The 26,913-nt window shown below is 49.7% G+C and carries 28 protein-coding genes; 24 read left to right on the top strand and 4 right to left on the bottom strand.

The features are described 5' to 3' along the window. The first annotated feature begins 104 nt into the window (after positions 1-104). The 10 genes from sufC (at position 105) to DXD02_RS00450 (ending at position 9,898) form a co-directional block, all read left to right on the top strand. Complete coding sequence (gene sufC, locus DXD02_RS00495) at positions 105-857, top strand: Fe-S cluster assembly ATPase SufC (RefSeq protein ID WP_055217927.1); 753 nt, start codon at positions 105-107, stop codon at positions 855-857. Positions 858-887: 30 nt separating this feature from the next. Next, the gene (sufB, locus tag DXD02_RS00490; protein WP_118659668.1) at positions 888-2,294 is read left to right on the top strand and encodes a Fe-S cluster assembly protein SufB; all 1,407 of its coding nucleotides are present in this window, start codon (positions 888-890) and stop codon (positions 2,292-2,294) included. Between the two features lie 13 nt (positions 2,295-2,307). Further along, positions 2,308-3,366, top strand: coding sequence for a SufB/SufD family protein (locus DXD02_RS00485; protein ID WP_118666248.1), 1,059 nt, complete (start codon positions 2,308-2,310; stop codon positions 3,364-3,366). Further along, positions 3,353-4,570 (top strand): aminotransferase class V-fold PLP-dependent enzyme, encoded by a 1,218-nt coding sequence (locus DXD02_RS00480; protein WP_118666247.1) that lies wholly within the window; start codon positions 3,353-3,355, stop codon positions 4,568-4,570. The genes DXD02_RS00485 and DXD02_RS00480 overlap by 14 nt, the downstream gene beginning before the upstream one ends. Then, positions 4,560-4,988, top strand: a complete 429-nt coding sequence (gene sufU / locus DXD02_RS00475) for a Fe-S cluster assembly sulfur transfer protein SufU (RefSeq protein ID WP_055267877.1) — start codon at positions 4,560-4,562, stop codon at positions 4,986-4,988. The genes DXD02_RS00480 and sufU overlap by 11 nt, the downstream gene beginning before the upstream one ends. Positions 4,989-5,186: 198 nt before the next feature. Next, on the top strand, positions 5,187-6,488 hold the full coding sequence (gene eno, locus DXD02_RS00470) for a phosphopyruvate hydratase (protein ID WP_055217920.1): 1,302 nt from the start codon (positions 5,187-5,189) through the stop codon (positions 6,486-6,488). Positions 6,489-6,695: 207 nt separating this feature from the next. Then, positions 6,696-7,370, top strand: coding sequence for an amino acid ABC transporter permease (locus tag DXD02_RS15535; protein WP_022462789.1), 675 nt, complete (start codon positions 6,696-6,698; stop codon positions 7,368-7,370). Between the two features lie 3 nt (positions 7,371-7,373). After that, on the top strand, positions 7,374-8,117 hold the full coding sequence (locus tag DXD02_RS15530) for an amino acid ABC transporter ATP-binding protein (protein ID WP_055267879.1): 744 nt from the start codon (positions 7,374-7,376) through the stop codon (positions 8,115-8,117). 122 nt (positions 8,118-8,239) lie between these two features. Continuing rightward, complete coding sequence (locus tag DXD02_RS00455; protein ID WP_055217916.1) at positions 8,240-9,097, top strand: transporter substrate-binding domain-containing protein; 858 nt, start codon at positions 8,240-8,242, stop codon at positions 9,095-9,097. Positions 9,098-9,124: 27 nt separating this feature from the next. Beyond that, positions 9,125-9,898: a histidinol-phosphatase gene (locus DXD02_RS00450; RefSeq protein ID WP_055217914.1), complete on the top strand. Its 774-nt coding sequence runs from the start codon at positions 9,125-9,127 to the stop codon at positions 9,896-9,898. An 82-nt stretch (positions 9,899-9,980) separates the two neighbouring features. On the opposite strand, the gene DXD02_RS00445 is transcribed toward DXD02_RS00450, so the two are convergent. From DXD02_RS00445 to DXD02_RS00435, 3 genes are all read right to left on the bottom strand, one after another. Beyond that, on the bottom strand, positions 9,981-11,366 hold the full coding sequence (locus tag DXD02_RS00445; protein WP_117761486.1) for an MATE family efflux transporter: 1,386 nt from the start codon (positions 11,364-11,366) through the stop codon (positions 9,981-9,983). A 129-nt stretch (positions 11,367-11,495) separates the two neighbouring features. After that, positions 11,496-11,975: a DUF6465 family protein gene (locus tag DXD02_RS00440; RefSeq protein ID WP_055267883.1), complete on the bottom strand. Its 480-nt coding sequence runs from the start codon at positions 11,973-11,975 to the stop codon at positions 11,496-11,498. Between the two features lie 85 nt (positions 11,976-12,060). Then, positions 12,061-13,263: an iron-containing alcohol dehydrogenase gene (locus DXD02_RS00435; RefSeq protein ID WP_055267885.1), complete on the bottom strand. Its 1,203-nt coding sequence runs from the start codon at positions 13,261-13,263 to the stop codon at positions 12,061-12,063. A gap of 216 nt (positions 13,264-13,479) precedes the next feature. Between DXD02_RS00435 and DXD02_RS00430 the strand changes: the two genes are divergently transcribed. Together DXD02_RS00430 and DXD02_RS00425 are read left to right on the top strand one after the other, a co-directional pair. Next, positions 13,480-14,481 (top strand): DnaJ C-terminal domain-containing protein, encoded by a 1,002-nt coding sequence (locus tag DXD02_RS00430; protein ID WP_117804994.1) that lies wholly within the window; start codon positions 13,480-13,482, stop codon positions 14,479-14,481. 230 nt (positions 14,482-14,711) lie between these two features. Beyond that, positions 14,712-15,299: a 50S ribosomal protein L25 gene (locus DXD02_RS00425; RefSeq protein ID WP_118600932.1), complete on the top strand. Its 588-nt coding sequence runs from the start codon at positions 14,712-14,714 to the stop codon at positions 15,297-15,299. An 80-nt stretch (positions 15,300-15,379) separates the two neighbouring features. Here the strand turns inward: DXD02_RS00425 and DXD02_RS00420 are convergent, their stop codons facing one another. Next, on the bottom strand, positions 15,380-16,255 hold the full coding sequence (locus DXD02_RS00420) for a YitT family protein (protein WP_055267889.1): 876 nt from the start codon (positions 16,253-16,255) through the stop codon (positions 15,380-15,382). Positions 16,256-16,548: 293 nt separating this feature from the next. On the opposite strand from DXD02_RS00420, the gene DXD02_RS00410 reads away from it, so the two are divergent. From DXD02_RS00410 to nadD, 12 genes are all read left to right on the top strand, one after another. Further along, the gene (locus DXD02_RS00410) at positions 16,549-17,595 is read left to right on the top strand and encodes a M42 family metallopeptidase (protein WP_055267893.1); all 1,047 of its coding nucleotides are present in this window, start codon (positions 16,549-16,551) and stop codon (positions 17,593-17,595) included. 25 nt (positions 17,596-17,620) lie between these two features. Further along, entirely contained in the window at positions 17,621-19,486 is a 1,866-nt protein-coding gene (locus tag DXD02_RS00405) for a TIGR03960 family B12-binding radical SAM protein (RefSeq protein ID WP_118666246.1), read from the top strand. Continuing rightward, positions 19,470-20,177: a TIGR03936 family radical SAM-associated protein gene (locus DXD02_RS00400; RefSeq protein WP_117508951.1), complete on the top strand. Its 708-nt coding sequence runs from the start codon at positions 19,470-19,472 to the stop codon at positions 20,175-20,177. Before DXD02_RS00405 ends, DXD02_RS00400 begins: the two co-directional genes overlap by 17 nt. Next, entirely contained in the window at positions 20,170-21,369 is a 1,200-nt protein-coding gene (locus DXD02_RS00395) for a ribonuclease E/G (RefSeq protein ID WP_117508950.1), read from the top strand. Before DXD02_RS00400 ends, DXD02_RS00395 begins: the two co-directional genes overlap by 8 nt. Positions 21,370-21,396: 27 nt before the next feature. Next, positions 21,397-22,407: a type II CAAX endopeptidase family protein gene (locus DXD02_RS00390; protein ID WP_158554948.1), complete on the top strand. Its 1,011-nt coding sequence runs from the start codon at positions 21,397-21,399 to the stop codon at positions 22,405-22,407. Between the two features lie 156 nt (positions 22,408-22,563). Then, positions 22,564-23,439: a DegV family protein gene (locus tag DXD02_RS00385; protein ID WP_055267903.1), complete on the top strand. Its 876-nt coding sequence runs from the start codon at positions 22,564-22,566 to the stop codon at positions 23,437-23,439. Positions 23,440-23,555: 116 nt separating this feature from the next. Then, a complete protein-coding gene (gene rplU, locus DXD02_RS00380) occupies positions 23,556-23,861 on the top strand; it encodes a 50S ribosomal protein L21 (RefSeq protein WP_022462906.1) in 306 nt (101 codons plus the stop codon). 5 nt (positions 23,862-23,866) lie between these two features. Next, the gene (locus DXD02_RS00375) at positions 23,867-24,187 is read left to right on the top strand and encodes a ribosomal-processing cysteine protease Prp (RefSeq protein ID WP_055228163.1); all 321 of its coding nucleotides are present in this window, start codon (positions 23,867-23,869) and stop codon (positions 24,185-24,187) included. Positions 24,188-24,191: 4 nt separating this feature from the next. Then, complete coding sequence (rpmA, locus tag DXD02_RS00370) at positions 24,192-24,482, top strand: 50S ribosomal protein L27 (protein ID WP_022462904.1); 291 nt, start codon at positions 24,192-24,194, stop codon at positions 24,480-24,482. A gap of 110 nt (positions 24,483-24,592) precedes the next feature. Beyond that, entirely contained in the window at positions 24,593-25,891 is a 1,299-nt protein-coding gene (gene obgE / locus DXD02_RS00365) for a GTPase ObgE (protein WP_022462903.1), read from the top strand. 28 nt (positions 25,892-25,919) lie between these two features. Next, complete coding sequence (yhbY, locus tag DXD02_RS00360; RefSeq protein ID WP_022462902.1) at positions 25,920-26,213, top strand: ribosome assembly RNA-binding protein YhbY; 294 nt, start codon at positions 25,920-25,922, stop codon at positions 26,211-26,213. A 67-nt stretch (positions 26,214-26,280) separates the two neighbouring features. Next, positions 26,281-26,901 carry a nicotinate-nucleotide adenylyltransferase gene (nadD, locus tag DXD02_RS00355; RefSeq protein WP_117801119.1) on the top strand — a complete coding sequence of 207 codons (621 nt, stop codon included), beginning with the start codon at positions 26,281-26,283 and terminating at the stop codon, positions 26,899-26,901. The last annotated feature ends 12 nt before the right edge of the window (positions 26,902-26,913 follow it).

Genomic DNA, 26,913 nt, shown 5'->3' with positions numbered 1-26,913 from the left:
TTTTTCAAATATATAAATCCGATTGAAATACTCGGAAAAAAGGTCTACAATCGGAGGCGAAAACAGAGATTTTAACCTCGAAGCAAAATAAGGAGGATATCAATATGGGAAAAAATCTTTTAACAGTGAAAGATTTAACGGTAAATGTAGAAGAAAAAGAGATCCTGCACGGCGTCAATCTTACGATTGGAAAAGGGGAGACGCATGTGCTGCTTGGACCGAATGGTACCGGAAAGTCGACGCTTGGCAATACGCTGCTCGGCAATCCGAAATATAACGTGACACGCGGCGAAATCTGGTTCCAGGGAAAGAACATCACAGAAGAGCCGGTCAATGAACGCGCCAAAATGGGACTGTTTCTCTCGTTTCAGAATCCGCTTGAGGTGCCTGGCGTAACCTTAAGCTCTTTTATCCGCAGCGCCGTCGAGTTAAAGACCGGCAAACGGATGCGTCTGTTTGAGTTCCGGAAAGAACTGGAAAAAGCAATGGAAGTTCTGCAGATGGATCCGTCGTATGCAGACCGTGATCTGAATGTCGGATTTTCCGGCGGTGAGAAAAAGAAAGCCGAGATCTTGCAGCTTCTGATGCTCGAGCCGTCCCTTACCATTCTCGATGAGACCGACTCCGGCCTGGATGTCGATGCGGTCCGCACCGTTTCTGCCGGAATTGAGGCATACCGCAGAAAATGCGGAGGAAGTCTTCTGATCATCACGCACAGCACGAAGATTCTGGAATCGCTGATGGTGGATCAGACCCACATCATGGTGGAAGGTGAAATCGTCAAAACTGGCGATGCATCTCTTGTAGAGGAGATCAACCGGGACGGATTTGGAAAATACGAAAAGTCACTGGCGTAAAACCGAAGGTACAGAAAGGATGAAAACGCTGTGAGAGAAAAAAGTTATGTAGAGGATATTGACCGAAGCATCTATGATTTCAAAGACGATGAAAAGGATGCCTATAAAGTAAAAGCCGGCCTGACGCCGGAAATTGTACAGAAAATTTCGGATGAGAAGAAAGACCCTGCCTGGATGCAACTGTTCCGTCTGCGTTCTTTACAGATCTACAACCAGATGCCGATTCCGGATTGGGGTCCGTCGATCGAGGCTCTGAACATGGATGACATCGTAACGTATGTCCGCCCGAATACCAAAATGAAAGCAAAGTGGTCCGATGTGCCGGATGACATCAAAAATACGTTTGAGCGTCTCGGCATCCCGCAGGCAGAGCGGAAATCACTCGCCGGCGTGGGCGCACAGTATGATTCGGAGCTGGTCTATCACAACGTCCGCGCGGAAGTTGCGGCGCAGGGTGTTGTCTATACCGATATGGAGAGTGCGCTGCATGGTGAGTACGCGGATATGGTGCGGAAACACTTTATGAAACTGGTGAAACCGACCGACCACAAATTTGCCGCACTGCACGGAGCCGTCTGGTCCGGAGGTTCGTTTGTCTATGTGCCGAAGGGGGTTTCCGTGGAAATCCCGCTGCAGTCGTATTTCCGCCTGAATGCGCCGGGCGCAGGCCAGTTCGAGCATACGCTGATTATTGTCGATGAGGACGCGGACCTTCACTTTATCGAGGGCTGTTCCGCACCGAAATACAATGTGGCCAACCTCCATGCCGGATGTGTGGAGCTGTTTGTCGGAAAGAATGCAAGACTCCGTTATTCTACGATTGAAAACTGGTCGAAGAATATGTACAACCTGAACACGAAGCGCGCGCAGGTCGAGGAGGGCGGAAAAATCGAGTGGGTTTCCGGTTCATTCGGCTCCCACGTTTCCTACCTGTACCCGATGAGCGTGCTGAAAGGAAGAGGCGCAAAGATGGAATTTACCGGCATCACGTTCGCCGGTAAGGGCCAGAATCTCGATACCGGAGCGAAGGTTGTCCACAGCGCGCCGGATACGAGTTCCTATATTAACACGAAATCGATCTCGAAGGACGGAGGCATCAGCACCTTCCGTTCGTCAGTCTCTGCAACAAAAGCGGCAAAGAACACGAAATCAGCCGTTTCCTGCCAGTCTCTGATGCTCGATGACATCTCCCGGTCGGACACGATTCCGGCGATGGATATCCGTACAAAAGATGCGAACATCGGCCATGAAGCACAGATCGGAAGCATCAGCGATGAAGCCGTCTTTTATCTGATGTCGCGCGGCATGACGGAAGAGGATGCGAGAGCGTGCATCGTCAGCGGATTCGCGGATGATGTTTCAAAAGAACTGCCGCTGGAGTATGCGGTGGAGATGAACAATCTGATCCGCCTCGAGATGAAGGGCAGCATTGGATAAGGAGGCCAGACACATGGAAGAACAGAACAGCATGAAAATCAACCAGCTTCCATCGAAAACATGGTACTGGCTGGGATTAAATGATACAAAAGTAAAATGGGCGGCGGGTGCGCCGTGTGAAATCTGCGCGGAAGAGCCGTCTGCGGATGATGAGATAACGGGTTTTCCGGAAGCTATGAATACCGGGGCAGGAAAAGAGACGGATGTCCTTTTTGCACCGGAGCAGACGAAAAACTGGAGTGTCTCTGCAAAGGAGGGGCAGACGAAACAGGTCACGCTTTCCATCGGACAGGGAAAAGAGAAGGTTTCATCCGGAAAGATCCGCGCGGCGGCAGAAGAGGGAGCTTCCCTTACCGTTTTCGAGGTATTTGAACCGGCACAGGCAGCGGGACAGCTCGCGGTGCGGACAGAACTTTACGCGAAAAAAAACAGCCGCATCCGGCTCGTGCAGGTGATGATGCGCGGTGAGGGACAGGAGCTTTTAAATGATGTCGGATGCATCTGCGAGGAAAATGGTGCACTGGATCTTTTACAGGTCGTTGTCGGAAAAGGCGATGTCTATGACGGTATCTGGACCGAACTGCAGAAGGATCACGCATCACTGCAGGCAGAAATCGGCTATCTTCTGCAGAATCAGCAGAAATTTGATGTCAATCTGAATGTGCGCCACTTCGGAAAAGTAACCGAGAGCACGATCCAGGCAGACGGAACGCTGATGGATGCGGCGGAAAAGATCTTCCGCGGCACAATCGACTTTGTGCGCGGTTCGGCAGATTCCGTCGGAGCAGAGACAGAACAGGTATTGCTGCTCGGCGATGATGTAGTCAACAAGACGATTCCTGTGATCCTCTGTGCAGAGGAAAACGTACAGGGAAGCCACGGCGCGGCAATCGGAGAACTCGATGAAGAGACACTGTTTTACTTCGGTGCGCGCGGCATGGACCGTACACAGGCAGAAAATACGATAGCGCGGGCGAAACTGGAAGCAAAAATCCAGAAGATCGGCGATGCGGACATCGAACAGAAAGTAAAAACACAGCTTGCGGAGGTGCTTGACCGTGACAACAGATAACATCAGAAAAAATTTCCCGCTTCTGCAGCAAATGGACACGATCTATCTGGACAACGCGGCGACGGCACAGCGCCCGTCATGCGTTCTTGCTGCAGTACAGGAATTTTACGAACAGAAAAATGCAAATCCTCTGCGAGGCTTCTATCCTTTAAGCCTGGAGGCGACGGAGAGCTATCAGGAGGCAAGAAAGACCGTACAGAAGTTTATTCATGCAGAAGAGCCGGAGGAGATTATTTTTACCCGGAATACAACGGAAAGCCTGAACCTTGTGGCATACAGCTATGGCCTGAACTTTTTAAAGGAAGGCGACGAGATCGCTGTAACAATCATGGAGCATCACAGTAATCTGCTTCCGTGGCAGATGGTGTCGCGTATGACTGGGGCGAAGCTCCATTATCTGGAATGTACCAGTGAGGGCGAGCTGACCGATGAGGAGCTCCAAAAGGGCATTAATGAGAGAACACGTCTTGTGGCTGTTGCGCAGGTATCGAATGTGCTCGGCTGCGTGAATCCGCTCCAGAAAATCACGGAGATGGCGCACCGCGTGGGAGCCGTTGTCGTTGTGGACGGCGCCCAGAGCGTTCCGCATATGCCGGTCGACGTACAGGCGCTGGATGCAGATTTTCTCGCCTTTTCCGGCCATAAGCTGATGGGCCCGATGGGAATCGGCTGTCTGTATGGAAAACTGGAACTGCTGGAAAAAATGCCGCCGTTTTTAACCGGAGGCGAGATGATCGATTCCGTTCACCGCGACGGAGCCGTTTTTGCACCGGTTCCGCAGAAATTTGAGGCGGGAACGGTAAATGCAGCCGGTGCGGTGGGGCTGGCCGCAGCGATCCGGTATCTGCAGGAAAAAGGATTTGATTATATCCAGAAAAAAGAGCTGGAACTGACGCAACGTGCTATGGAAGGACTCGGCGCGCTGCCGTACGTTCATATCCTCGGTTCCAAAGATCCGGCCAACCATACGGGCATCGTTTCGTTTACGATTGACGGCGTGCATCCGCACGATGTGAGCGAAATTCTTTCTTCTGACGGCATCGATGTGCGGGCAGGCCACCACTGTGCACAGCCGCTTCTGGAATATCTTGGCGTCCGAAGTTCGACAAGAGCCAGCATGATGTTTTATAATACACCGGAAGAGATTGATGCACTGATCGAAAGTGTATCCACAATCAGAAGGAGAATGGGCTATGGAGAGTAGAGGATTTTATAACGAAATTTTGACGGAGCACAATCTGCGTCCGGAATTCAAGCATGATCTGCCGGATGCGGACATCGTACTCGAGGGCGTCAACCCAAGCTGCGGCGATGATATCTGGCTGAAATTAAAAGTCGACGGCGATGTGATCACGGACGGTGCGTTCGTGGGCGACGGCTGTGCGATTTCGCAGGCATCGGCGGACATTATGCTCGGCATGATCATCGGAAAGACGAAGGACGAGGCACTGCGCCTGGGAAATCTGTTTCTGCGCATGATCAAAGGAGAAGCATCCGACGAGGAGATTGACAAACTCGAGGAGGCTGGTGCACTGAAGGACATCTCCCACATGCCGGCAAGAGTGAAATGTGCAGTGCTTGGATGGCATACGCTGGAAGAGGCATTTAAACAGGAAAAATAAGAACAGAAAAACTTTTTGCATTTCTGAGAAAAAGTATCACTTTACCCACTTGCAATTTTCAAAAAAATTAGTTATAATGAATTACAGTTAGTAAAGACTAACCAAAGCGAATCAATCATTGTTATCTCCCGTCTGCGGATCTTGGACACTTCGCAGGCGGGAAACTCCAGAAACAAACGAGAAAGGAGCACACGAAAAGTGAAGAGCCTGAAAATTGAGGAAGTAAAAGGAAGAGAAATTCTGGATTCCAGAGGAAACCCAACCGTAGAAGCTGAGGTTGTTCTTGCAGGGGGCGTTGTAGGGCGCGGCATGGCACCAAGCGGCGCATCTACCGGTGAGTTTGAGGCACTGGAATTACGAGATGGAGATAAAGCAAGATACCTTGGAAAAGGTGTGCAGAAAGCAGTAGAAAACATCAACACCGTCATCAACGATACCTTAAAAGGTATGGATGCATCCGATACCTACGCTGTAGACAAAGCCATGATCGATGCAGACGGAACAAAAGATAAATCCCGCCTGGGTGCAAACGCCATTCTGGCTGTATCCATTGCCTGCGCAAGAGCAGCAGCAAACGCACTTGAGATTCCGCTGTACCGCTTCTTCGGCGGCGTTTCCGGAAATCGTCTGCCGGTTCCGATGATGAACATCATCAACGGCGGATGCCACGCACTTTCTTCCGGCCTGGATGTACAGGAGTTCATGATCATGCCGGTTGGAGCATCTTCTTTCAAAGAGTGCTTAAGATGGTGCGCTGAGGTCTTCCATGCACTGGCTGCCATCTTAAAAGAGCGCGGACTGGCAACATCGGTTGGAGATGAAGGCGGTTTTGCACCGGCTCTGAAATCCGATGAAGAAGCCATCGAGACCATTCTTGAGGCAGTGAAAAAAGCAGGCTACGAGCCAGGCAGAGACTTCAAGATCGCGATGGATGCTGCTTCCTCCGAGTGGAAGACAGGAACCAAGGGTGAATACAAACTGCCGAAAGCCGGCACTGTATTTACTTCCAAAGAGCTGATCGCTCACTGGAAAGCACTGGTAGAGAAATATCCGATCATCTCCATCGAGGATGCTCTGGATGAAGAAGACTGGGAAGGCTGGAAAGAGCTGACCGCAGAGCTTGGCGGAAAAGTACAGCTTGTCGGTGACGACCTGTTTGTAACCAATACTGAGCGTCTGGCAAAAGGTATCTCCCTTGGCTGCGGAAATTCCATCCTGATCAAACTGAACCAGATCGGTTCTGTATCTGAGACCCTTGAGGCAATCAAAATGGCTCACAAAGCAGGCTACACCGCAATTTCCTCCCACCGTTCCGGTGAGACCGAGGATACCACCATCGCAGACCTGGCTGTTGCCCTGAACACCTGCCAGATCAAGACCGGTGCACCGAGCCGTACCGAGCGTGTTGCAAAATACAACCAGCTTCTCCGAATCGAAGAAGAACTTGGAACGGCCGCTGTATACCCTGGTGCAAGAGCATTTAATGTGACACAGGACTAAGCAGTAAATAACATAATACCATAAAAAAAGACAAGATCCTTCCTCTTAAAACCAACCATAAATAAGTGTCCCCGGGGCCGTTGAAAAACGTGTTTCCCGGGGATTCTTGCATGCGGGGGAGGGGTATATGAAAAAACACTTGACTTGAAGCGGACTTGAAGTGTTATCCTATCTAGGAAAATGTAAAAATAAGGGGGATATATCGAAATGAGCGAAAGATTATGGAATATTCTTCTGGATTCTTTCTGGAAAATCTTTCTGCCGGGCCTTAAGGTGACGATTCCGCTTACTGTAATCTCGTTTTCCATTGCACTTGTAATTGCGACGGCAATGGCTATGGTACAGTTTGCAAACATCAAAGGCCTTCGTCAGATTGCACGTTTCTATATCTGGATTTTCCGCGGAACCCCGCTTCTGGTCCAGCTTTTCGTTGTGTTTTACGGACTTCCGCGCGCCGGTATTCTGATCGATCCGTTTCCGGCGGCAGTTCTCGTCTTTTCCCTGAATGAGGGCGCCTACAGTGCCGAGACGATGCGTGCGGCCCTGGAAGCCGTTCCGGCAGGCCAGCTCGAAGCCGGCTACTGTGTCGGCATGTCGTATCTGCAGATCATGCGGAGAATTATCCTTCCGCAGGCGATGCGCACCGCTTTCCCGCCGCTTTCCAACTCTCTGATCGCCATGGTAAAGGATACTTCCCTTGCCGCAAATATCACCGTAACGGAGATGTTTATGGTAACGCAGCGGATTGTAGCGCGCACCCATGAGCCGCTGGCACTGTATATTGAAGTAGGACTGATCTACCTGCTGTTCTCCACTGTGCTCACGAAGCTGCAGGGAATCGGAGAGAAGAAACTGAGTACATATCAGAAAAAAGGGGAATAAGCCATGCTGGAAATTAAAGGATTAAAGAAAGCGTTCGGCAGCCTGGAAGTATTAAAAGGTGTAGATTTAAAAGTAAAACAGGGCGATGTTGTTGCAATCCTCGGTCCGAGTGGTTCGGGAAAAACGACGATGCTGCGCTGTGTCAACTTTCTGGAGCATGCGGACGGCGGCAGCCTGATCTTTGACGGGAAAGAATATCCGTTCCACAACATCAGCAAAAAAGATATCGCGGCGATCCGTCAGAAAACCGCATTTGTATTTCAGAACTATAACCTGTTCCTGAACAAAACAGCCCTTCATAACGTAACCGAGGGCCTGATCATCGGCAGAAAAATGCCAAAAACCAGGGCGGAGGAAAAAGCGCGTGCAGCGCTTGAAAAAGTAGGCATGCTGGACCGTGCGGACTACTATCCGCATCAGCTTTCCGGCGGACAGCAGCAGAGGGTGGCAATCGCCCGTGCACTGGCAACCGATCCGGAAATTATCTATTTTGATGAGCCGACCTCAGCACTCGACCCGGAGCTGACCGGCGAGGTGCTTGGTGTTATGCGCCAGCTTGCCAAAGAGGGAATGACAATGCTCGTTGTCACGCATGAGATGGGCTTTGCAAGAAACGTTTCGAACAAAGTTGTCTTTATGGAAAACGGCGTTGTCGTTGAGGAAGGTCCGTCGAAGGAATTTTTCGCAAATCCGCGGGAAGAGCGGACGAGAACATTTTTGCAGAATATTGAACAGCATTACGAGTAAGGTATCCCGCAAAGCGGCAAATCCTGCCCGGAGTACGGAATCCGGACAGTTTGCAATAAAGAAAACAGAAGAAGCAAAGGCAGCTTCTTCCAGAACAAAACAAAAAAGGAGTGGCGAATATTATGAAAAAGAAAATGGCAGCAGTATTTCTGGCAGGTATCCTGACATCATCCTTTTTACTGACCGGATGCGGAAACAGCACGGCAGATAACAGCAGTGCTTCTTCCTCTTCATCAGCATCTTCTGCAAGTGCGTCTGGGGATCTTTTAGAGCAGATCCAGAGCAAGGGTGAGATCGTTGTGGCAATGGAAGGAACCTGGGCACCGTGGACGTATCACGATGAGGACGACAACCTGGTCGGCTATGACGTAGAAGTGGCACAGCAGATCGCAGAGAAACTCGGCGTGAAAGCAACCTTTGTAGAGGGTGAGTGGGACGGCCTTCTTGCAGGAATCGATTCCGGCCGGTACGATATCATGGTAAACGGCGTAGATATCACAGAGGAGCGCGCTGAGAAATACAGCTTTTCCGATCCATACGCATACAACCGCACCGCTGTTATCGTAAACTCTGCTAACGATGAAATCCAGTCCATGGAGGATCTCGACGGAAAGAGCACCGCGAACACCATTTCCAGTACGTATGCAGAAGTTGCCGAGAAATATGGCGCAGCCGTTACCGGTGTTGACGATCTGGAGCAGACTTTCGAGCTTCTCTTAAGCGGCCGTATCGATGCAACTCTGAACGCAGAGGTAACGTATTACGATTATATGAAAGCACACCCGGATGCAGAGATCAAAATTGCATGTCTCGATCCGGAATCCACAAAAGTCGGTATTCCGATGAAAAAAGGCGATGAGACCAAGACGCTGCTTGAGGCAGTCAACAAAGCACTTGGCGAGCTCGCAGAAGAAGGAACACTGACAGAGCTTTCGGAAAAATATTTTGGAACGGATATCTCCAAAGAAGCAGCAGAATAAGATACAAAATAAAGAAGGTTACAGATCATGATTGCAAATTATCATACCCATACATGGCGGTGCCGCCATGCGGACGGAACGGAGCGGGAGTATGTGGAGCGCGCGATTGAGGGCGGCCTTAAAATTCTCGGTTTTTCCGACCATTCGCCTTATCCGTTCCCGGACGGCTACGATTCCGGCATGCGGATGCGGCTCGATCAGGTGGAAGGCTATGTAGACACCGTGCTGGCATTGAAAAAAGAGTATGACAAGGATATTGAAATCCATCTCGGACTCGAAACAGAGTATTTCCCGAGATTCTGGGATCAGCTGATTGATTTTTTGTCGGACTATCCGTTTGAGTACTTTGTGCTTGGCCAGCACAGCCTGGGAAATGAGATCGAAAAGATTCTCTACAGCGGCCATGGAACAACAGACGGAAGCTACCTGAAACAGTATGTGGACCAGTGCCTGGCAGGCATCGATACCGGAAAATACCTGTATCTGGCACACCCGGATCTCTTTTTATTCAACGGCGACGAAGCAGTGTTCGACCGGGAATACCGGAGACTCTGCCGTGAGGTGAAAAAGAGAAACATTCCGCTGGAGATCAATTTCCTTGGTCTGATGGAAGAAAGATGGTATCCGAACGAGAAGTTCTGGAAGATCGCCGGCGAAGAAGGAAACACCGCCGTTTTCGGCTGTGATGCCCATACGCCGAAAGCCGTCTGGAATCCGGAGACGGAACAGAAGGCACTGCAGCTGGCAGCAAAATACGGTCTGAAAGTACAGGAAACCGTTCCGATGCCGAAGACATTTTAACAGAAGCAGAAAAAGCTGTTCTTTTCTGGTGAGAGTTTTGAAAACTCCGCGGAAAAGAACAGCTTTTTTGATATGAGATTTTTTATGCTTTTTTTGTGTGCATCAGCCGTACCGCCTCTTCCCGCTGTTTCAGAATCTTCTGAATCGAAGTCCAGTAAACAATCATTGAGACAACCGGCCCGATCAGGTCGGAAATAGGTTCCACGTAGAAGATGTTTTCCAGTGCAAAGAACCGCGGCAGAAGAAACAGAGCGGTAAAGTAGACGAATTTCCGGAAGAAGGAGAGTGCAAACGAATAGCGCACGCAGCCCATTGCAGTAAAGCCGTCTACAATCTCGTACTGAATGCCGAGCGGAATGACTGAGAGTGTCGAAATATGAATCGCGCGGACCACCATCGAGACGATCTGCGGATCGGAAGTAAAAAGCTGCGCAAACAGTGTTCCGGCGGCATTGGAGACGAGGAACATCAAGGTCGTAAATCCGGCACAGAGTGCGATGATGGTTTTCTGTGCCTCAAGAATACGCCTGGAATTTCCAGCTCCATAATTGTATGCGAGGATTGACTGCGTTCCGCCACTGATTCCGCCGAGCGGTATCGTAATAATCAGCATAAAGCTCTGAACGATCGTTGCACAGGTGATGAAGCTGTCTCCCTGTCCGGCGGGTGCATATTGCTGCAGGACGGCGTTCATCGCAATGATCATCACATTGTCGATGGCAATGATTAGAAACGGAGTAAAACCGACTGTCAGAATGCGTTTCATGATCGCAAATGAATACCCGCCGAAGGTGATGCGGATCGGAATCGTCTTTCCGAACAGAATATGCAGCACATACAGACAGCTTGCGATCTGGGAGAGCACGGTTGCAATTGCTGCGCCGCGCACGCCGAGATGCAGAACGAAGATAAACACAGGGTCCAGCAGCAGATTCAGGACGGCGCCTAGCAGAACAGATTTCATTCCCTCACTGGCAAAGCCCTGGCAGATCACAAACTGGTTCAGGCCGGTCGATAAAAGCGCAAACACAGAGCCGGAAACGTAGATCATAAAATAGGCTCTGGCGTAAGGATACGTAACGGTGCTGGCTCCGAATGCCATCAGCATCGGGCGGGTTAAAAAAAGCGCCGCGGCTGTCAGAACGAGGGACAGGGAAACAAGCATCAGAAACGCATTAGCCAGGATGCGGGATGCCTCTTTTTCATTTTTCTCTCCGAGCCGGATGCCGAGCAGCGGTGCGCCGCCGACCCCGATGAGGGAGGAGAACGCGCCGATCATGGTGAGAATGGGACCGCAGACGCCGACACCCGCGAGCGCCAGATCACCGACAGAGGCAATGTGGCCGATGTACATACGGTCTACAATGCTGTACAGAACACTCACGAACTGTGCCAGCATGCTCGGAAAAGCAATACGGGGAACCAGTTTTCCGATCGGGTCGGTTCCGAGATGGTTTACAGTTTTCATAGAAAAATACCTTGTCGTTTTTTAGGTTTGGGAACAGACAGCAAAAAACATGCCCGAAACAAAATCCGGAAGACTTTGTTTCGGACATGCCGCTTTTGGTCTGTTCTGATAGATCAGCTGACAGAAAAATTATTCAGCAAGAGTGGTCAGATCTACTTTGAAATCGTCAGATCCCTGTCCGTCTACGGTGTAGTAAGCGGCTCTCTGCTCTGCGTTCAGGTAGATTTTGATCTCGCCTTTTAATCCGTTTGCTTTTACTTCTTTTTTGATGACTGCTTCGAGGTCTTTCATAGATACTTTTGTCTCGAAGATCTCAAGAACGGTATCAGATACTTTTGTCATTTTACGTGGGGTTTTGGTTGCTTCTGCCATGGTTTCCGTGGTCTCCTTTTTTACTGTTTTTTTAACGGTTTCTTTTTTGGTTGCTTTTTTCGGCTCTTTTGCAGCTTCTGCTTTTCCTTCTGCTGCTTCTGTATGTAAGGTTTTTTCAGTCGTTGGTTTTACTTCTTTTGCCGGTGCCGCTGTCTTTACAACGGTTTCCGCTGTTTTTGCAGCTTCTGCAGCCTGCTGTTTCGCTTTGGCCATTTTTTTCATGGTTCTTTTATTCATTTTATTCACTCCTCTATGCGATATCTCTAATAAATTACCATGTTTTTTGCGTTCTGTCAAATTTAAATTCGAGAAAACAGCGGCTTTAGGATTGTACACGGCGGAGCACAGAAAAGATTTTTTCAGAATCCCAGATCTGCGGAACAGGGTAGGTGGGATTTGCTTCTTTTAAAGCACGGCGTGCTATTTCTGTGTAATCATTCGGCGAAAGGTGTGGCAGAGTGGATGGAATGTCAAACGAATCGCGCATAGCCTCGATAGCTGCAATCATCCGCTCAGCCTTTTCAGAAACGGTATCTCCGCCGAGAGAAAGCGCATCGGCGAGAACGGCAAGTTTAGGCGCAATGCAGGAACCGTATTCGCGCAGAACAGCAGGCAGCAGAACCGCGTTGGCTCTTCCGTGCGGAATGTGGTACAGTGCACCGACGGCGTGAGCGATGGCATGGACGTAGCCGACAAAGTTGTTGGTAAAAGCGAAACCGGCCAGATACGATGCATGAAGCATTTCCTGCCGTGCGGCAAGACGGGAGCCGTCACGCCAGGCTTCGGGCAGGGCATGGAAATTTTCGCAGACTGCCTCGATGGATGCATTCTGCACGCTGTGGGAGGCGAAGAGGTTCAGAAAAGCTTCCATGGCATGGGTCAGGGCATCCATACCGGTATCTGCGGTCATAGAGGACGGGAGGCTGATCGTAAGACGCGGATCGAGAACTGCCGTATCCGGGATCAGACAGAGGTCATTGACGGCGTATTTGTATGGTTTCCCGTCGATACAGTCTGTGATGACAGCTGCCGCCGTTGCCTCCGAACCGGTTCCGGCTGTCGTCGGCACGGCAAACAGCGGCGGAAGTTTCCGACGGACTTTCAGGAGGCCCCGCATCGCAGGAACCGTCTTTTTCGGACAGCAGACGCGGGCACCGATCAGCTTTGCTGCATCGAGAACGGATCCGCCGCCGATGGCGAGGATAGCCTGCGCCTGAATCTGCTGATAAAGACGGAAACCCTGTTCCACGCTCTCAATCTGCGGATCCGGGGCGATTTCGGAGAAAATGGTGACGGAAATGTTTTCTTTTTTACAGCCGTCCAGCAGAGACGTCAGTGTTCCGCGGCGGACAAAGCCGGGGGTAGTCACCAGGAGAATCCGGGAGATCCGGCGTTTCCGGAATAACGTGGGGAGCAGCAGAACGGCATCCGGTGCTGCAAGGAGTGTCTGTTTCTTATGCTCTGTCAGATGAAGAACGCGGCTCAACACCCACTGCCGGGTGCGGAACCAGAAAATGGAATGCATCAATCAAGTACCTCCATAAAAAATCGTGAGAATCGTATATCTCTTATTGTAACAGTGCACGGCAGGTTTTTCAATTCGTATAGGAATTTTGAATCTTCCGTGAAAAGAATTGACAGTGTAAAAAATGCGTGTTATAGTACAAATAGAACAGATAAAGAGAGCCAGGAATTGTTCACCTGGGAAATCAGGAAAGGGCTTGACTGGAGGTGCCTGATGATGGAAACAAAGAGAGATTATTATGAAGTATTAGGCGTCAGCCGGAATGCAGACGAGAAAGAAATCAAGCGTGCATACCGGAAACTGGCGAAAAAATATCATCCCGATACGAATGCGGGAAACCCGGATGCGGAAAAGAAATTTAAGGAAGTGACAGAAGCGTATTCTGTCTTAAGCGATCCGGAAAAGAAGAAAATGTACGATCAGTTCGGATTCGCGGCGTTCGACCAGGGAGCCGGCGCGTACGGCCAGCAGGGCGGTGGAAATCCGTACGGCAGTGCGTATGGAAACCCGTTCGGCGGAAGCGGAAACAACGGCGGCTATCACGAATTTCACTTTGAAGGAAACGCGGACGATATGTTCGGCGATTTCTTTGATCAGATGTTTCATGGCAAAAGCCGTGGATTCGGAAGCGAGCGGTATACGCGTTCGGGAAGTAGCAGACATCCGTTTGAGGATGCATTTTCCGGCCGCGGTACGGCAGAGGATCTCGATCTGCACGCTGAGGTTTCGATCCGCCTGGAGGAAGCGGCATCGGGCTGTGAAAAACAGATTACCCTGCGGAACCCGGATGGAACGACCAATACGCTGCTGGTTAAAATCCCGGCCGGTATCGAGAGCGGAAAGAGCATCCGTCTGCGCGGCAAAGGCCATACAGGATCAAACGGCCGCCGCGGCGATCTGATTTTGAAGGTCAATGTAGAAGAAAAGAAAGGCTTTGAACGGCGCGGAATGGACATCTACACGACGATTCAGATTCCATACACAACGGCAGTCTTTGGCGGTGAAGCGCGTGTCTCGACACTGTACGGAGATGTGGTCTGCAAAATCAAGGAAGGAACACAGTCCGGCAGTAAGCTCCGTCTGCGCGGCAAGGGCATGGTATCGATGAAAGATGCGAACGTGCACGGTGATCATTATGCGACGATTGAGATTGCTGTACCGCGCAGTCTGAACCGCACAGCACGCCAGAAACTGATGGAATATAAGGAAGCGTGCTGAAAATGTGAAGAAACTGTGAAATCGGAAAATCCGGGTTGACAAATCGTGTTTGTGGTATTATATTACATCTAGAACAAAGAAAAGGAATCAACAAGAAACCAATTCTTCCTTGCATGTTCCCAAACATCCTGTTCCAAGAAACTTATTCATAGCCACAAGGCAAAGCAAACTTAACACCCTTCACAAGATAAGAAGCCTGCTAAGAATCAGATTTTTGGAGGAAAAGGTAAATGAATACTTTAAAAGCTGAAAAGAGAAGTTTGGATGTAAAAGCAAAAAGACTTAGAAGAGAAGGATACGTTGTCGGCAATGTATTCGGCAGAGAGATGAAAGAATCCATTCCAGTTAAGATGGTAAAAAGAGATATCGAGAAACTGCTGAAGACAGACCACAAAGGCAGCCAGATTATGCTGGATGTCGACGGAACCGCATACGATGTCCTGATCAAAAATGTTGATTATAACCCGGTAGCCGGACAGATCGATTCGATCGAGTTCCAGGCACTGGTCAGCAACGAGAAAGTTCATTCCGTTGCAGAGATTGTCCTTGTAAACCATGAAAAGATCGCAGAAGGCGTTCTGCAGGAGGATCTGAACGAGGTTGCCTACATGGCATACCCGGCATCCCTGGTCGATCAGGTAATGGTCGATGTCGGAGAGATGAAGATCGGTGATGTCATCCGCGTCAAAGATCTGTCCCTGGCCGCTGACCCGGATATCACCATAAAGACCAATCCGGAATCCATTGTCGTAAGTCTGATGGCTTCCCACAACGTAGAAGCATCGGCAGAAGATACCGAAGAAGCAGAAGAGAAATAAACAGAATAAGCACATACAAAGAAATCCGAAGGCGTCAAAAACCTTCGGATTTTTTGCGTGAAAAATATGGTTTGAATCGATCAGATATAACTCATGAAGCCTTTTCCGATAATTTCGCTGCTCTTTGTGATCGCAATAAACGCGGTCGGCTCGGTATCATGAATAAATCGCTGAAGATAGACGGCCTGCTTGACATCCACAACCGTGAGAATGACTGTCCGCTGCTGGTCGGAGTAAGCGCCGACGGCGTCGTAAAGGGTTGCGCTGTGATTGAGATCCTTTGTGATGAAATCGCAGATCGGCTGCGGATTGTTGGAGATAATCGTAAAAAATTTATTCAGCTTCATCCGCTCAATCGTTTTGTCAATCAGCAGTGTTTTCGCTATCAGACCGAGAACCGAACAAAGTCCGGTTAAGGTATCGAAAATCAGGAAAGCAAGGATGACAACGATGAGGTCGGTCACCAGCAGGGCAGTGGAAATATTCATTGTAGAATATTTTTTAATAATCATGGCGATGATGTCTGTGCCGCCGCCGGAGGCATTCTCAAAAAACAGCAGTGCTGCCGCCAGTGCCGGAAGAATAATGGCAAAGCAGAGCTCCAGCATGATCTCATCGGTAAGCGGATGTGCCATCGGAAACAGCTTTTCAAAAATGTTCAGAAGAACCGAGGAAAGCACGGTCACGTAGGCTGTCTTGACGCCGAAGTTCCGCCCCAGCACAGCAAAACCAACCAGCAGAAGCAGCAGGTTGATAAAAAGGTTGATCTGTGAGGCAGTGAACGGAAGAAACCGGCAGATGACAACGGCCATACCGGATACACCGCCGAAAGAAAAATTATTGGGGAATTTAAAAACATAAATTCCAATGTCCATGATCAGAACAGCTGCGGTAATGACAGCATATTCTTTTAACGTTTGTAATGCAGGCTGCGATGCCTGTTCTTTTGTGTCCATTTTTTTGCTCCTTTATTTGAATTTGAGGCGACCTTTATTTTATTATAGAAGAAACTTTTTTGAATAACAGCTAATAATGTATCCCCCTCTTCAAACATAGCATGGCATATGGTAGTTTGTCCAGTTACATTTTCCTTATTTCCATTTTTCCGTTTTCCGATGGTTGTATCCAATTTATTTCTGTGGTATGATGAAGGGCAGGATCTTTTTTCGGAAAGAAAAAATCTGCAGTTTCTGTTTCAAAATGTTTCGAAAAAAGAAGAAAAAACAGAAACAAAAATGGAGGAAGAAACATGAAAAATACAAAGGTTTATGTTGATTTTATAACAGAGAAACTGAAAAAACTGCTCTCCATCGACAGCCCGACCGGCTACACGAAAGATGCCATTGCATGGCTGAAAGCAGAGTACGAAGCGATGGGCTATGCGCCGGTGATCACCACAAAGGGCGGCCTTCTGGTGCAGCTTGCCAAAGGCTGTGAAGGAAACGGCGGTGTCCTCGTGGAGACACATACCGATACGCTCGGCGGCATGGTAGCGGAAGTGAAAGGAAACGGCCGTCTTCGTCTCACCGCGCTCGGCGGTATGAATCCGAACAATGCGGAGACGGAAAACTGCGTTGTCATCACAAGAGACGGAAAACGGTACGAGGGCTGCTTCCAGATGAACAACCCGTCGATCCATGTCAACGGTTCCTACGACCAGCAGGACCGCACCTACGACAATATGGAGGTCGTTCTGGATGAGATGGTCTTCTCCAAAGAGGAGACAAAGGCGCTCGGCATCGAGACCGGTGATATCGTCTGCTTTGAGACGAGAACCCGCATCACGGAGAAGGGCTACATCAAGAGCCGTTTTCTCGATGATAAACTGAGCGTTGCAATCCTGCTCGGCTATGCGAAGTATTTAAAAGAAGAAAACGTAACACTGTCCCGCCCGGTTTATCAGCATATCACTGTATATGAGGAGGTCGGCCACGGCGGATCTGCTTCCGTTCCGGAGGGTGTAACAGATATCCTTTCCGTTGATATGGGATGTGTCGGCGATGGACTGGAGTGTAAGGAACACCAGGTATCCATCTGTGTCAAAGACAGCGGCGGCCCTTACAGCTACGATTTTACCGGTGAGCTGATTGCGGCAGCAAAAGCAAACGGAATCGACTATGCGGCGGATGTTTACCCGCACTACGGATCTGACGTGGAGGCAACGCTCCGCGGCGGCGCAGACGCACGCCATGCCCTGATCGGCGCCGGTGTGTACGCATCCCATGGATATGAGAGAAGCCATGTGGACGGCGTGAAGAATACGCTGGAACTGCTTGCGGCGTATCTGGACAAATAAAAATAAGAACAAGTGAGAGAATTGCATGAGAAAATTAGCATTGCCAGAAGAAGTGCTGCTCCAGATTGAGCAGCCTGCGCGATACATTGGAAATGAATTCAACAGTGTCGTAAAAGACAAAGAAAAAGTAGCCTTACGCGGCGCTTTCCTGTTCCCGGATGTGTATGAGATCGGTATGTCGCACCTTGGCATCCAGATCCTGTACGATATGTTTAACAAACGTGAGGACATGTGGTGTGAGCGTGTCTATTCCCCATGGCCGGATCTGGACCGCGTGATGCGGGAACAGAGCATTCCGCTGTTCGGCCTGGAATCCCAGGAGCCGGTGAAAAACGAGGATTTCCTGTTTATCACCCTGCAGTATGAGATGTGTTATACGAACGTTCTGCAGGCGCTCGACCTTGCCGGAATCCCGCTGCATGCGGTGGAGCGTACCGACGAGGACCCGATCGTTATCGGCGGCGGCCCGTGTACGTACAATCCGGAGCCGATCGCTCCGTTCTTCGATCTGTTTTACATCGGAGAGGGCGAGGTTGTGTACGACAAGCTTTTTGACACGTATCTGGAAAATAAAAAGAACGGCGGAACCCGTCAGGATTTCCTGAAAAAGGCATGCTGGATCCCTGGTATTTACGTACCGCAGTTTTATGAAGTAACGTACCACGAGGACGGAACGATCGCGGCCTTTACGCCGTCCATTCCGGAAGCACCGGAAAAGATCAAAAAACAGCTCGTCATGGATATGACCGAGGCAACGTATCCGGAGAAACCGGTCGTGCCGTTTATCAAGGCAACACAGGACCGTGTCGTTCTGGAGATCCAGCGCGGCTGTATCCGCGGCTGCCGTTTCTGCCAGGCGGGTATGGTGTACCGTCCGACAAGAGAGCGCGATGTGGAGAAGTTAAAAGAACTTGCGACCCATATGCTGCGCAATACCGGCCACGATGAGATTTCGTTGAGTTCTTTGAGCTCGAGTGATTACAGCCATCTTCCGGAGCTTGTCAACTATCTGATCGACAGCTGCCCGGAAAAAGGTGTCAATATTTCCCTTCCGTCTCTTCGAATCGACGCATTTTCCCTCGATGTCATGAGCAAGGTACAGGATATCAAAAAGAGCAGCCTGACCTTCGCACCGGAGGCGGGAAGCCAGCGGATGCGGAATGTTATTAATAAAGGTCTGACCGAGGAAGTCATTCTCGACGGAGCCGGAAAAGCGTTTGAGGGCGGCTGGAATAAAGTAAAACTGTATTTCATGCTGGGCCTTCCGACCGAGACCGAGGATGATATCAAAGGAATTGCGCATCTGGCGGAAAAGATCGCAGAGCGTTACTATGAGATTCCGAAAGACCAGAGAAACGGAAAATGCCAGATTACGGCAAGCTCCTCGTTCTTTATCCCGAAGCCGTTCACCCCGTTCCAGTGGGCACCGATGAACACGGAGAGGGAGTTTCTTGACAAAGCGGCGATTGTAAAGGCAGAGGTCCGCGCACAGCTGAATCAGAAGAGCATCCGTTACATTTATCATGAGGCAGATATTTCCCTTCTGGAGGGATTCCTTGCACGCGGTGACCGGAAATGTGCCGAAGTTATTGAAAAAGCGTACAGAAAAGGTGCTATTTTCGATGCCTGGTCCGAGTATTTCCGGAAAGATGCCTGGGAAGAAGCGTTTGCAGAGACCGGCATTGACGTTTCGTTCTATGCCTGCCGTGAGCGCAGCACCGATGAGATCCTTCCGTGGGATTTCCTTGATATCGGCGTGACGAAAAAATTCCTGATCCGCGAATGGGAGCGGGCACAGAAAGAAACCGTTACCCCGAACTGTAAGATGCAGTGTTCCGGCTGCGGAGCAAAATCATTCGGAGGAGGTGTCTGCTATGAAAATCAGAATTAAGTTTGCCAAAACAGGTGTGATGAAATTTGTGGGTCATCTGGATGTGATGCGTTACTTCCAGAAAGCAATCCGCCGTGCAGAACTTCCGATCGCTTATTCCGAGGGCTTCAGCCCGCACATGCTGCTGTCGTTTGCTTCTCCGCTCGGTGTCGGCATCAGCAGCACCGGTGAATATTTCGATATGGTGCTCGCGGAAGATATGAAAACCGACGAGATTGTAAAACGTCTGAATGCGACGATGGTTGAGGGAATGGAAGTGCTTTCCGCCCGCCATGTGCCGGATGGAAAAGCAAGCAAGGCAATGTCTCTCGTAGCAGGAGCCGATTATCTCGTGCAGTTCCGCGAGGGAAAAATGCCGGAGATTGATCTGGAAACGAAAGTACCGGTGTTTTTTGCACTTCCGCAGATTGAGATCATGCGAAAGACAAAACGAAGCGAAAAGCTGACCGATATCCGCCCATGGATTTACGATATGAAAGCAAAGAAAAGCGGTGTCTGGATGCAGCTCTCCACCGGAAGTGTTTCGAACCTGAAACCGGAGCTCGTGATGGAAGCGTTCTGCAAATGGTGCGGGGTTGAACTGCCGCCGTTTGCATACACGATTCTGCGCGAGGAAGTTTACGCAGACATCGGAACGGAAGAAGAGCGAAAGCTGGTTCCGCTGGAAGCATTAGGAGAAGAAGTTGAGTAAACGAGTTGTCATTGCCCATCTGCCGTGGGAGGGAAAAGATTACCTGGTACACACGCTGGTGGAAGGAGAAAAACCGGTCGAACTGACGGCCCTCTGCAGGGAGAAGGAAACGCTGCTTGGCAATATCTATGTCGGCCGGGTGGAAAAACTGGCGCCCGGGATCCGCGGGGCATTTGTCTCGTTTGCGGAGCAGCAGAGCTGTTTTCTTGATCTGTCCCGTGTAAAAGAAGGGTATCTTCTGAAAAAAGCACCGGGAACGGAACTGCATGTCGGAGATGAAATTGTCGTGCAGATCCAGCGGGAAGCGCAGAAAACGAAGCTTCCGTCGGCGACAGCAGAACTTTCTCTTTCGGGAAGTGCCCTGGCGCTCTATTATGGAAAGCCGGAAATCTCATGCTCGGGACGCCTTCTGCCGGAGCAGAAAAAACGGTTAAAAGAACTGGGAAGCCGGATGTTTCCAGAGCTTTCCGGCGGAAGCCTTCCGTTTGGCGTGATCTTCCGCACCGCATCCGCTGATGCTTCGGAAGAAGAGATCCGGCAGGAATATCTCGAGCTGTCCGAAAAACTCGCGCGGATTGTCCAGTATGGAACGATGCGGAGCCTGTACTCCTGCCTGTATCGGGCGTCAGATGCCGTGCCGGAGCTCGTCAAACGGTATGCACCGTCAGTTTCAGAACTTGTGACAGATGACAGAGAAACGTATGAGATCTGCAGAGAATATCTGGAGCGCCATGATTTTCACGACTGCCGCCTGACCTGGTATGAGGATCAGCTTACCACACTGACAAAGAAAGAAAATCTCGAAAATCACGTAAAACAGGCACTCGACAAACGTGTGGATCTGCCTTCCGGCGGATTCCTCGTGATCGAACCGACCGAAGCGCTGACCGCGATCGATGTGAACAGCGGAAAGCAGCTCGGCGGACGGAAAAATACGTTTCTGTACAGCGTAAACCAGGAGGCAGCCCGCGAAATCGCCCGCCAGATCCGCCTGCGCGGGATTTCCGGTCTGATCCTGGTTGACTTTATCAACATGCCGGAAAAAGAGCAGGAGGAGCGCCTTCTCGGCTTCCTGCAGGGTCTTGTGCGGGAAGATCCCGTTCCGACCAAAGTTGTGGATATGACGGCGCTTCATCTCGTGGAACTGACGAGAAAGAAAATCCGCCGGCCGCTGGCAGAACAGATGAAATGACAGTGACCTTACAAAGGAGGAATGAATATGGAACCACAAAAGAAACCGATTCACCTCAATGAAAATGATACCCCATATCTTTACGAACCCTTTCGAAACCAGATGCCGGCAAAACGGCCGCATCCGGCGGAAAAAGAAAAGATACTGAAACCATGGCAGGGCCTGCTTGTGTTTGCCTTTCTGATGGTTCTTTTTAATCTCGCCGGAATCCCGCTGGTTCTTGCAGGAGGGATGTATGGAAATGCGCTGGACGAGATCATTGTATTCCTGATCGGATCCATTCTCGTCGTACGGGCACTTCATATTCCGTTAAAAGAAGTGTTCCCATTAAAAAAGCCGGATGGAGCCGGAATCCTCGGAACCATTCTGATGTGGTATGTGACGTACCGCGGTGTGCTTGCCCTTTTCCTTCTGATGGAATGGATTTTCCCGCAGGAATACGCAAGCCTCTCGGAATCCATGGACAGCAGTATGGCGGGCCTTTCCTGTTTCGGCGAGCTGCTTGTCGTTGCGCTGACACCGGCCATCTGTGAAGAAGCACTGCACCGCGGTCTTCTGCAGTACAGCCTGCGCGGAATCAAAAAGAAATGGGTGATGTTGCTTCTGATGGGCGTTTATTTTGGCGCTTTCCACATGAGCATCGTCCGTTTTCTTCCGATGATGATGATGGGAATCGTTCTCTCGTATGTGCGGATGAAGACCGACAACATGTTTTACAGCTCGCTGTTTCATTTCGTCCATAACGCATCGACGATTGTGGCGAGCATTGCGGCAAGCTTCCTCTATATGTTCTCGCAGGGGAACGCAGCAGCAGGCAGCGGATACGCAACGGAAACGTACATCGGCATGTATCTGATCGAAGCGGCGCTGATGCCGATCGGTCTTTATATGGGAAGCCGTCTTCTGATGTACCAGCAGACAAAAAGCGAAGGATTTTTCCCGAAGGAGAGAAGAAAAAAGACCATTGCAAAAATCGTAATTCCGACCATTCTGCTGATCCTTGGCGGACTGTTTTTCCTTGGTATTGGTATGATGTAAAAAGAATCAAAAGCAGTTTGGGCAATTTTGCAGAAATGTCCAAGCCGGGTAGAAAACAGGTACGATTTATGATAGAATAACAGCAAATCAAGCGTTACACGATATTACAGAAAGGAAAAGCTGTTTCTCTAAAAAGAGACAGCAGGAATAAGAACTATGGCAAGAACAGCTATTGCTACCGACAGCAACAGCGGTATTACACAGAGTCAGGCGAAAGAGCTGGGCGTTTTTGTCCTTCCGATGCCTTTCTTCATGCGCGGAAAAATCCAGTTTGAGGATATCGACCTGACACAGGAACAGTTTTACGAGATTCTGGCAGAGGATGCGGCTGTTTCCACATCTCAGCCGTCTCCGGGAGATCTGATGGATTTCTGGAACAAAATTCTCGAAGAGTACGATGACATTGTTTACATTCCGATGTCAAGCGGCCTTTCCACCTCCTGTGATACAGCGACCGTGCTGTCCGAGGACTACGAAGGAAAAGTGCAGGTTGTCAACAACCAGAGAATCTCCGTTACGCAGCAGCAGTCTGTTCTGGATGCAAAGAAAATGGCAAACCGCGGCGTGGCAGCAAAAGACATCAAAGCAATTCTGGAAGAGGATGCGCTGGATGCAAGTATCTATATTATGGTAGATACGTTAAAATACCTGAAAAAAGGCGGCCGCGTTACGCCGGCAGCAGCCATGATCGGAACCGTTTTAAATATCAAACCGGTGCTGACGATCCAGGGAGAGAAGCTTGACGCGTTTGAAAAAGCGCGCGGTGTGAAACAGGCAAAGAAAGCCATGATCAAGGCTATGAAAAAAGATATGGACAAACGCTTCGCAAAAGAACGTGCAGCCGGCATCATGGGACTTCACATTGCCTATACCGCAAACGACAAAGAAGTAATCGATGGATGGATTGTCGAAGTAAAAGAAGCCTTCCCGGATTTTGAAGTCGATGCGCATCCACTGTCCTTAAGCGTTGCCTGCCACATCGGACCTGGCGCACTGGCAATTGCATGTGAAAAAAAATCTGCAATTTCCTGAAAAATACTATTGACAAACAGCAGACGTGATGATATATTGTAGAAGTATGCCGCACAGAGAGGTAAAAGAGTCGAAAGACCACCGAATCTGGCGAGTAATTGATAGGGAGGTGCCATATGTACGCAATTATTGCAACAGGTGGTAAACAGTACAAGGTAGCTGAAGGCGATGTTATCCGAGTAGAGAAACTTGGCGTTGAAGCTGGAGAAACCGTAACTTTTGATCAGGTACTTGCAGTAAGCAATGACGGACTGAAAGTTGGCGAGGACGTTAAAAATGCATCCGTAACCGCATCTGTAGTTGGAAACGGTAAAGGCAAAAAAGTTATCGTTTACAAGTATAAGAGAAAAACTGGTTATCATAAGAAAAACGGTCACAGACAGCAGTACACTGAAGTGAAGATTGAAAAAATCAACGCTTAAGTCTTATGATTTGTATAACCGTAACAGAGTCTGACGGCGAGTACATCTCCGTGGAGTCAAACGGTCATGCAGGCTATGCAGAGGAAGGGCAGGATATCATCTGTGCCGCTGTCTCCGCATTGATTGTAAACACCGTAAATTCCGTGGAAACATTGACAGAGGATCTGATTATAAGTGAAGCTGGAGATGGATACGTGTATTTTTCATTCCCGAATGGGTATTCTGAAAGTACCGCACTTCTTGTAAAATCACTTTTGCTGGGCCTCGAAAGTATCCGCCGCGATTATGGAGCACAATACTTAGAGATCGCATTCAAGGAGGTGTAATACCATGTTAAATATGAACCTTCAGATTTTCGCTCATAAAAAAGGAGTTGGTTCTACCAAGAACGGTAGAGATTCCGAGTCCAAGAGATTAGGAGCAAAAAGAGCTGACGGACAGGTTGTAAAGGCTGGAAACATTCTTTACAGACAGCGTGGAACCAAGATTCATCCAGGCGTGAACGTAGGAATCGGAAAAGACGATACCTTATTCGCTATGGTTGACGGACGCGTAGCTTTCGAAAGAAAAGGACGTGACAAAAAACAGGTTTCCGTATATCCGGTAGCAACAGAAGAGTAAGACAAAGGTGCGGCTTCAAATCTTAAGAGGTTTGAAGCCGTTTTTGTTAATAATAATTAAAGGTCCAACAGACCGATTTGGATTTAGATAAAACAAGACAGGAGAATACCATGTTTGCAGACAGAGCAAAAATTCTGATCCGCTCCGGTAAGGGCGGAGACGGACATGTCAGTTTCCGCAGAGAGCTTTTTGTACCGAACGGCGGGCCGGACGGCGGCGATGGCGGCAAAGGCGGAGACGTTATTTTTGAAGTTGACGAAGGACTGAATACACTGGTTGATTACCGCCACAGAAGAAAGTTTTCTGCTACCGACGGCGAGCCGGGCGGAAAACGCAGATGCCATGGCGGAAACGGCGCAGATATTGTCCTGAAAGTACCGGAAGGAACCGTCATTATGGACGCTGCGAGCGGAAAAGTCATCGCAGATATGTCCGGTGAAAACCGCCGTCAGGTTGTATTAAAAGGCGGAAAAGGCGGAAACGGAAATATGCATTACGCAACCGCTACCATGCAGGTTCCGAAATACGCCCAGCCAGGCCAGCCGGCACAGGAGCTGGAAGTAAGAATGGAACTGAAAGTCATCGCGGACGTCGGACTCGTCGGCTTCCCGAACGTTGGAAAATCGACCCTTCTTTCCCGTGTGACAAATGCAGAACCGAAAATCGCAAATTATCACTTTACCACACTTTCCCCGAACCTCGGTGTCGTAGACCTTGAGGGCTGCAGCGGATTTGTTATCGCAGATATCCCGGGACTGATCGAGGGTGCATCGGAAGGAGTCGGCCTCGGCCATGAATTCCTGCGCCACATCGAGAGAACCCGCGTGATGATCCATGTAGTAGACGTTGCATCGACCGAGGGAAGAGATCCGGTGGATGATATCAACAAGATCAACAAAGAGCTCGAAGCCTATAACCCGGAGATCGCAAAACGCCCGCAGATCATCGCGGCCAATAAGACCGATGCGATCTATGTAGAAGAGGGCGAAGAGGATCCGGTGGAACGTCTGAAAAAAGAGTTCGAGCCGAAAGGCATCCCGGTTTATCCGATTTCTGCCGTCAGCGGAAAAGGCTTAAAAGAGCTTTTATATGCCGTACAGAAAAAACTCGATGAGCTTCCGAAAGAGCGTATGGTCTTCGAGCAGGAATTCTTCCCGGAGGATATGCTTCTTGCCGAGAACCTGCCGTACACCGTCGAGCAGGACCCGGAGGACGAGCACCGCTTCATCATCGAGGGACCGAAGATCGAGAAAATGCTCGGCTACACCAATCTGGATTCCGAGAAAGGTTTTGCTTTCTTCCAGCGGTTCTTAAAAGATACCGGTATCTTAGACGAACTCGAGCAGGCCGGCATCCAGGAAGGCGATACCGTCAAGATGTATGGATTTGAATTTGATTATTATAAATAGAACGAATAAATAACGAAGGAGGAGACGTATGACCAGCAAGCAGAGAGCATACCTGAAAGGCCTTGCCATGACCATGGAACCGATCCTGCAGGTAGGAAAAAGCAGCATCACGCCGGAGCATACCGCTGCTGTAGCAGAGGCACTTGAGGCGAGAGAACTAATTAAAATCAATGTACTGCAGAACTGCCTCGATGATCCAAGAGAGATCGCAGAAGTTCTGGCAGAACGCACCAATTCCCAGGTCGTACAGGTGATCGGCAAAAAGATCGTGCTGTACAAAGAGGGCAAAAAAGAGAAAAAGAAAATTCAGCTTCCGAAATAATCCGCAGGAAAGAACCGCCGGGACCGGAGCATACCGCTGCAGTTCCGGCGCTTTTTGAGGAAAACGTATGGAAAAGAAAAACAGAAAAATTGGCATTATGGGAGGCACATTCGATCCCATTCATATCGGTCATCTGATCCTTGGCGAGGCGGCGTACGAGCAGTTCGGGCTTGATGAAGTCTGGTTTCTTCCGGCCGGAAATCCGCCACATAAGCGGAACCGGGCGGGACAGGCAAAGGATGCACAGCGTGTCGAGATGGTGCGCCGTGCCATCGCATCCAATCCGCATTTTGTGCTCTGCACCAAAGAGATGAAAGATGAGGGCTATACCTACAGTTATCGGACGCTTGAGGCGATGCGGAAGGAACATCCGGGCACGGAGTTTTACTTTATCATTGGAGCGGATTCCCTGTTCTATTTTGATGAGTGGAAAAATCCAGAGCGGATCTGCGCCGCGGCAAAGATCCTTGTGGCGACCAGGGATCGGGCAAAAGAGGAAGAGCTTCTGGCCTGTATGGAACGAAATGCAGAAAAACTTCACGGTACCTTTCTGAAACTCGACACACCGAATCTGGATGTTTCTTCCCACGAACTGCGGGAATGGATCCGGGAAGGAAAATCCGTGAAATACTATCTGCCGGATTCTGTGATTTCCTACATTCAGGAGCAGAAAATCTATCAGGATTAGAGGAAGAGCAGG

Origin of the sequence: Blautia sp. TF10-30 (genome assembly GCF_003481245.1) — a bacterium.
GTDB lineage: Bacteria > Bacillota > Clostridia > Lachnospirales > Lachnospiraceae > Fusicatenibacter > Fusicatenibacter saccharivorans.
The sequence above is the reverse complement of the archived record's forward strand: the minus strand, read 5'-3'. Positions and strand labels throughout refer to the sequence as shown.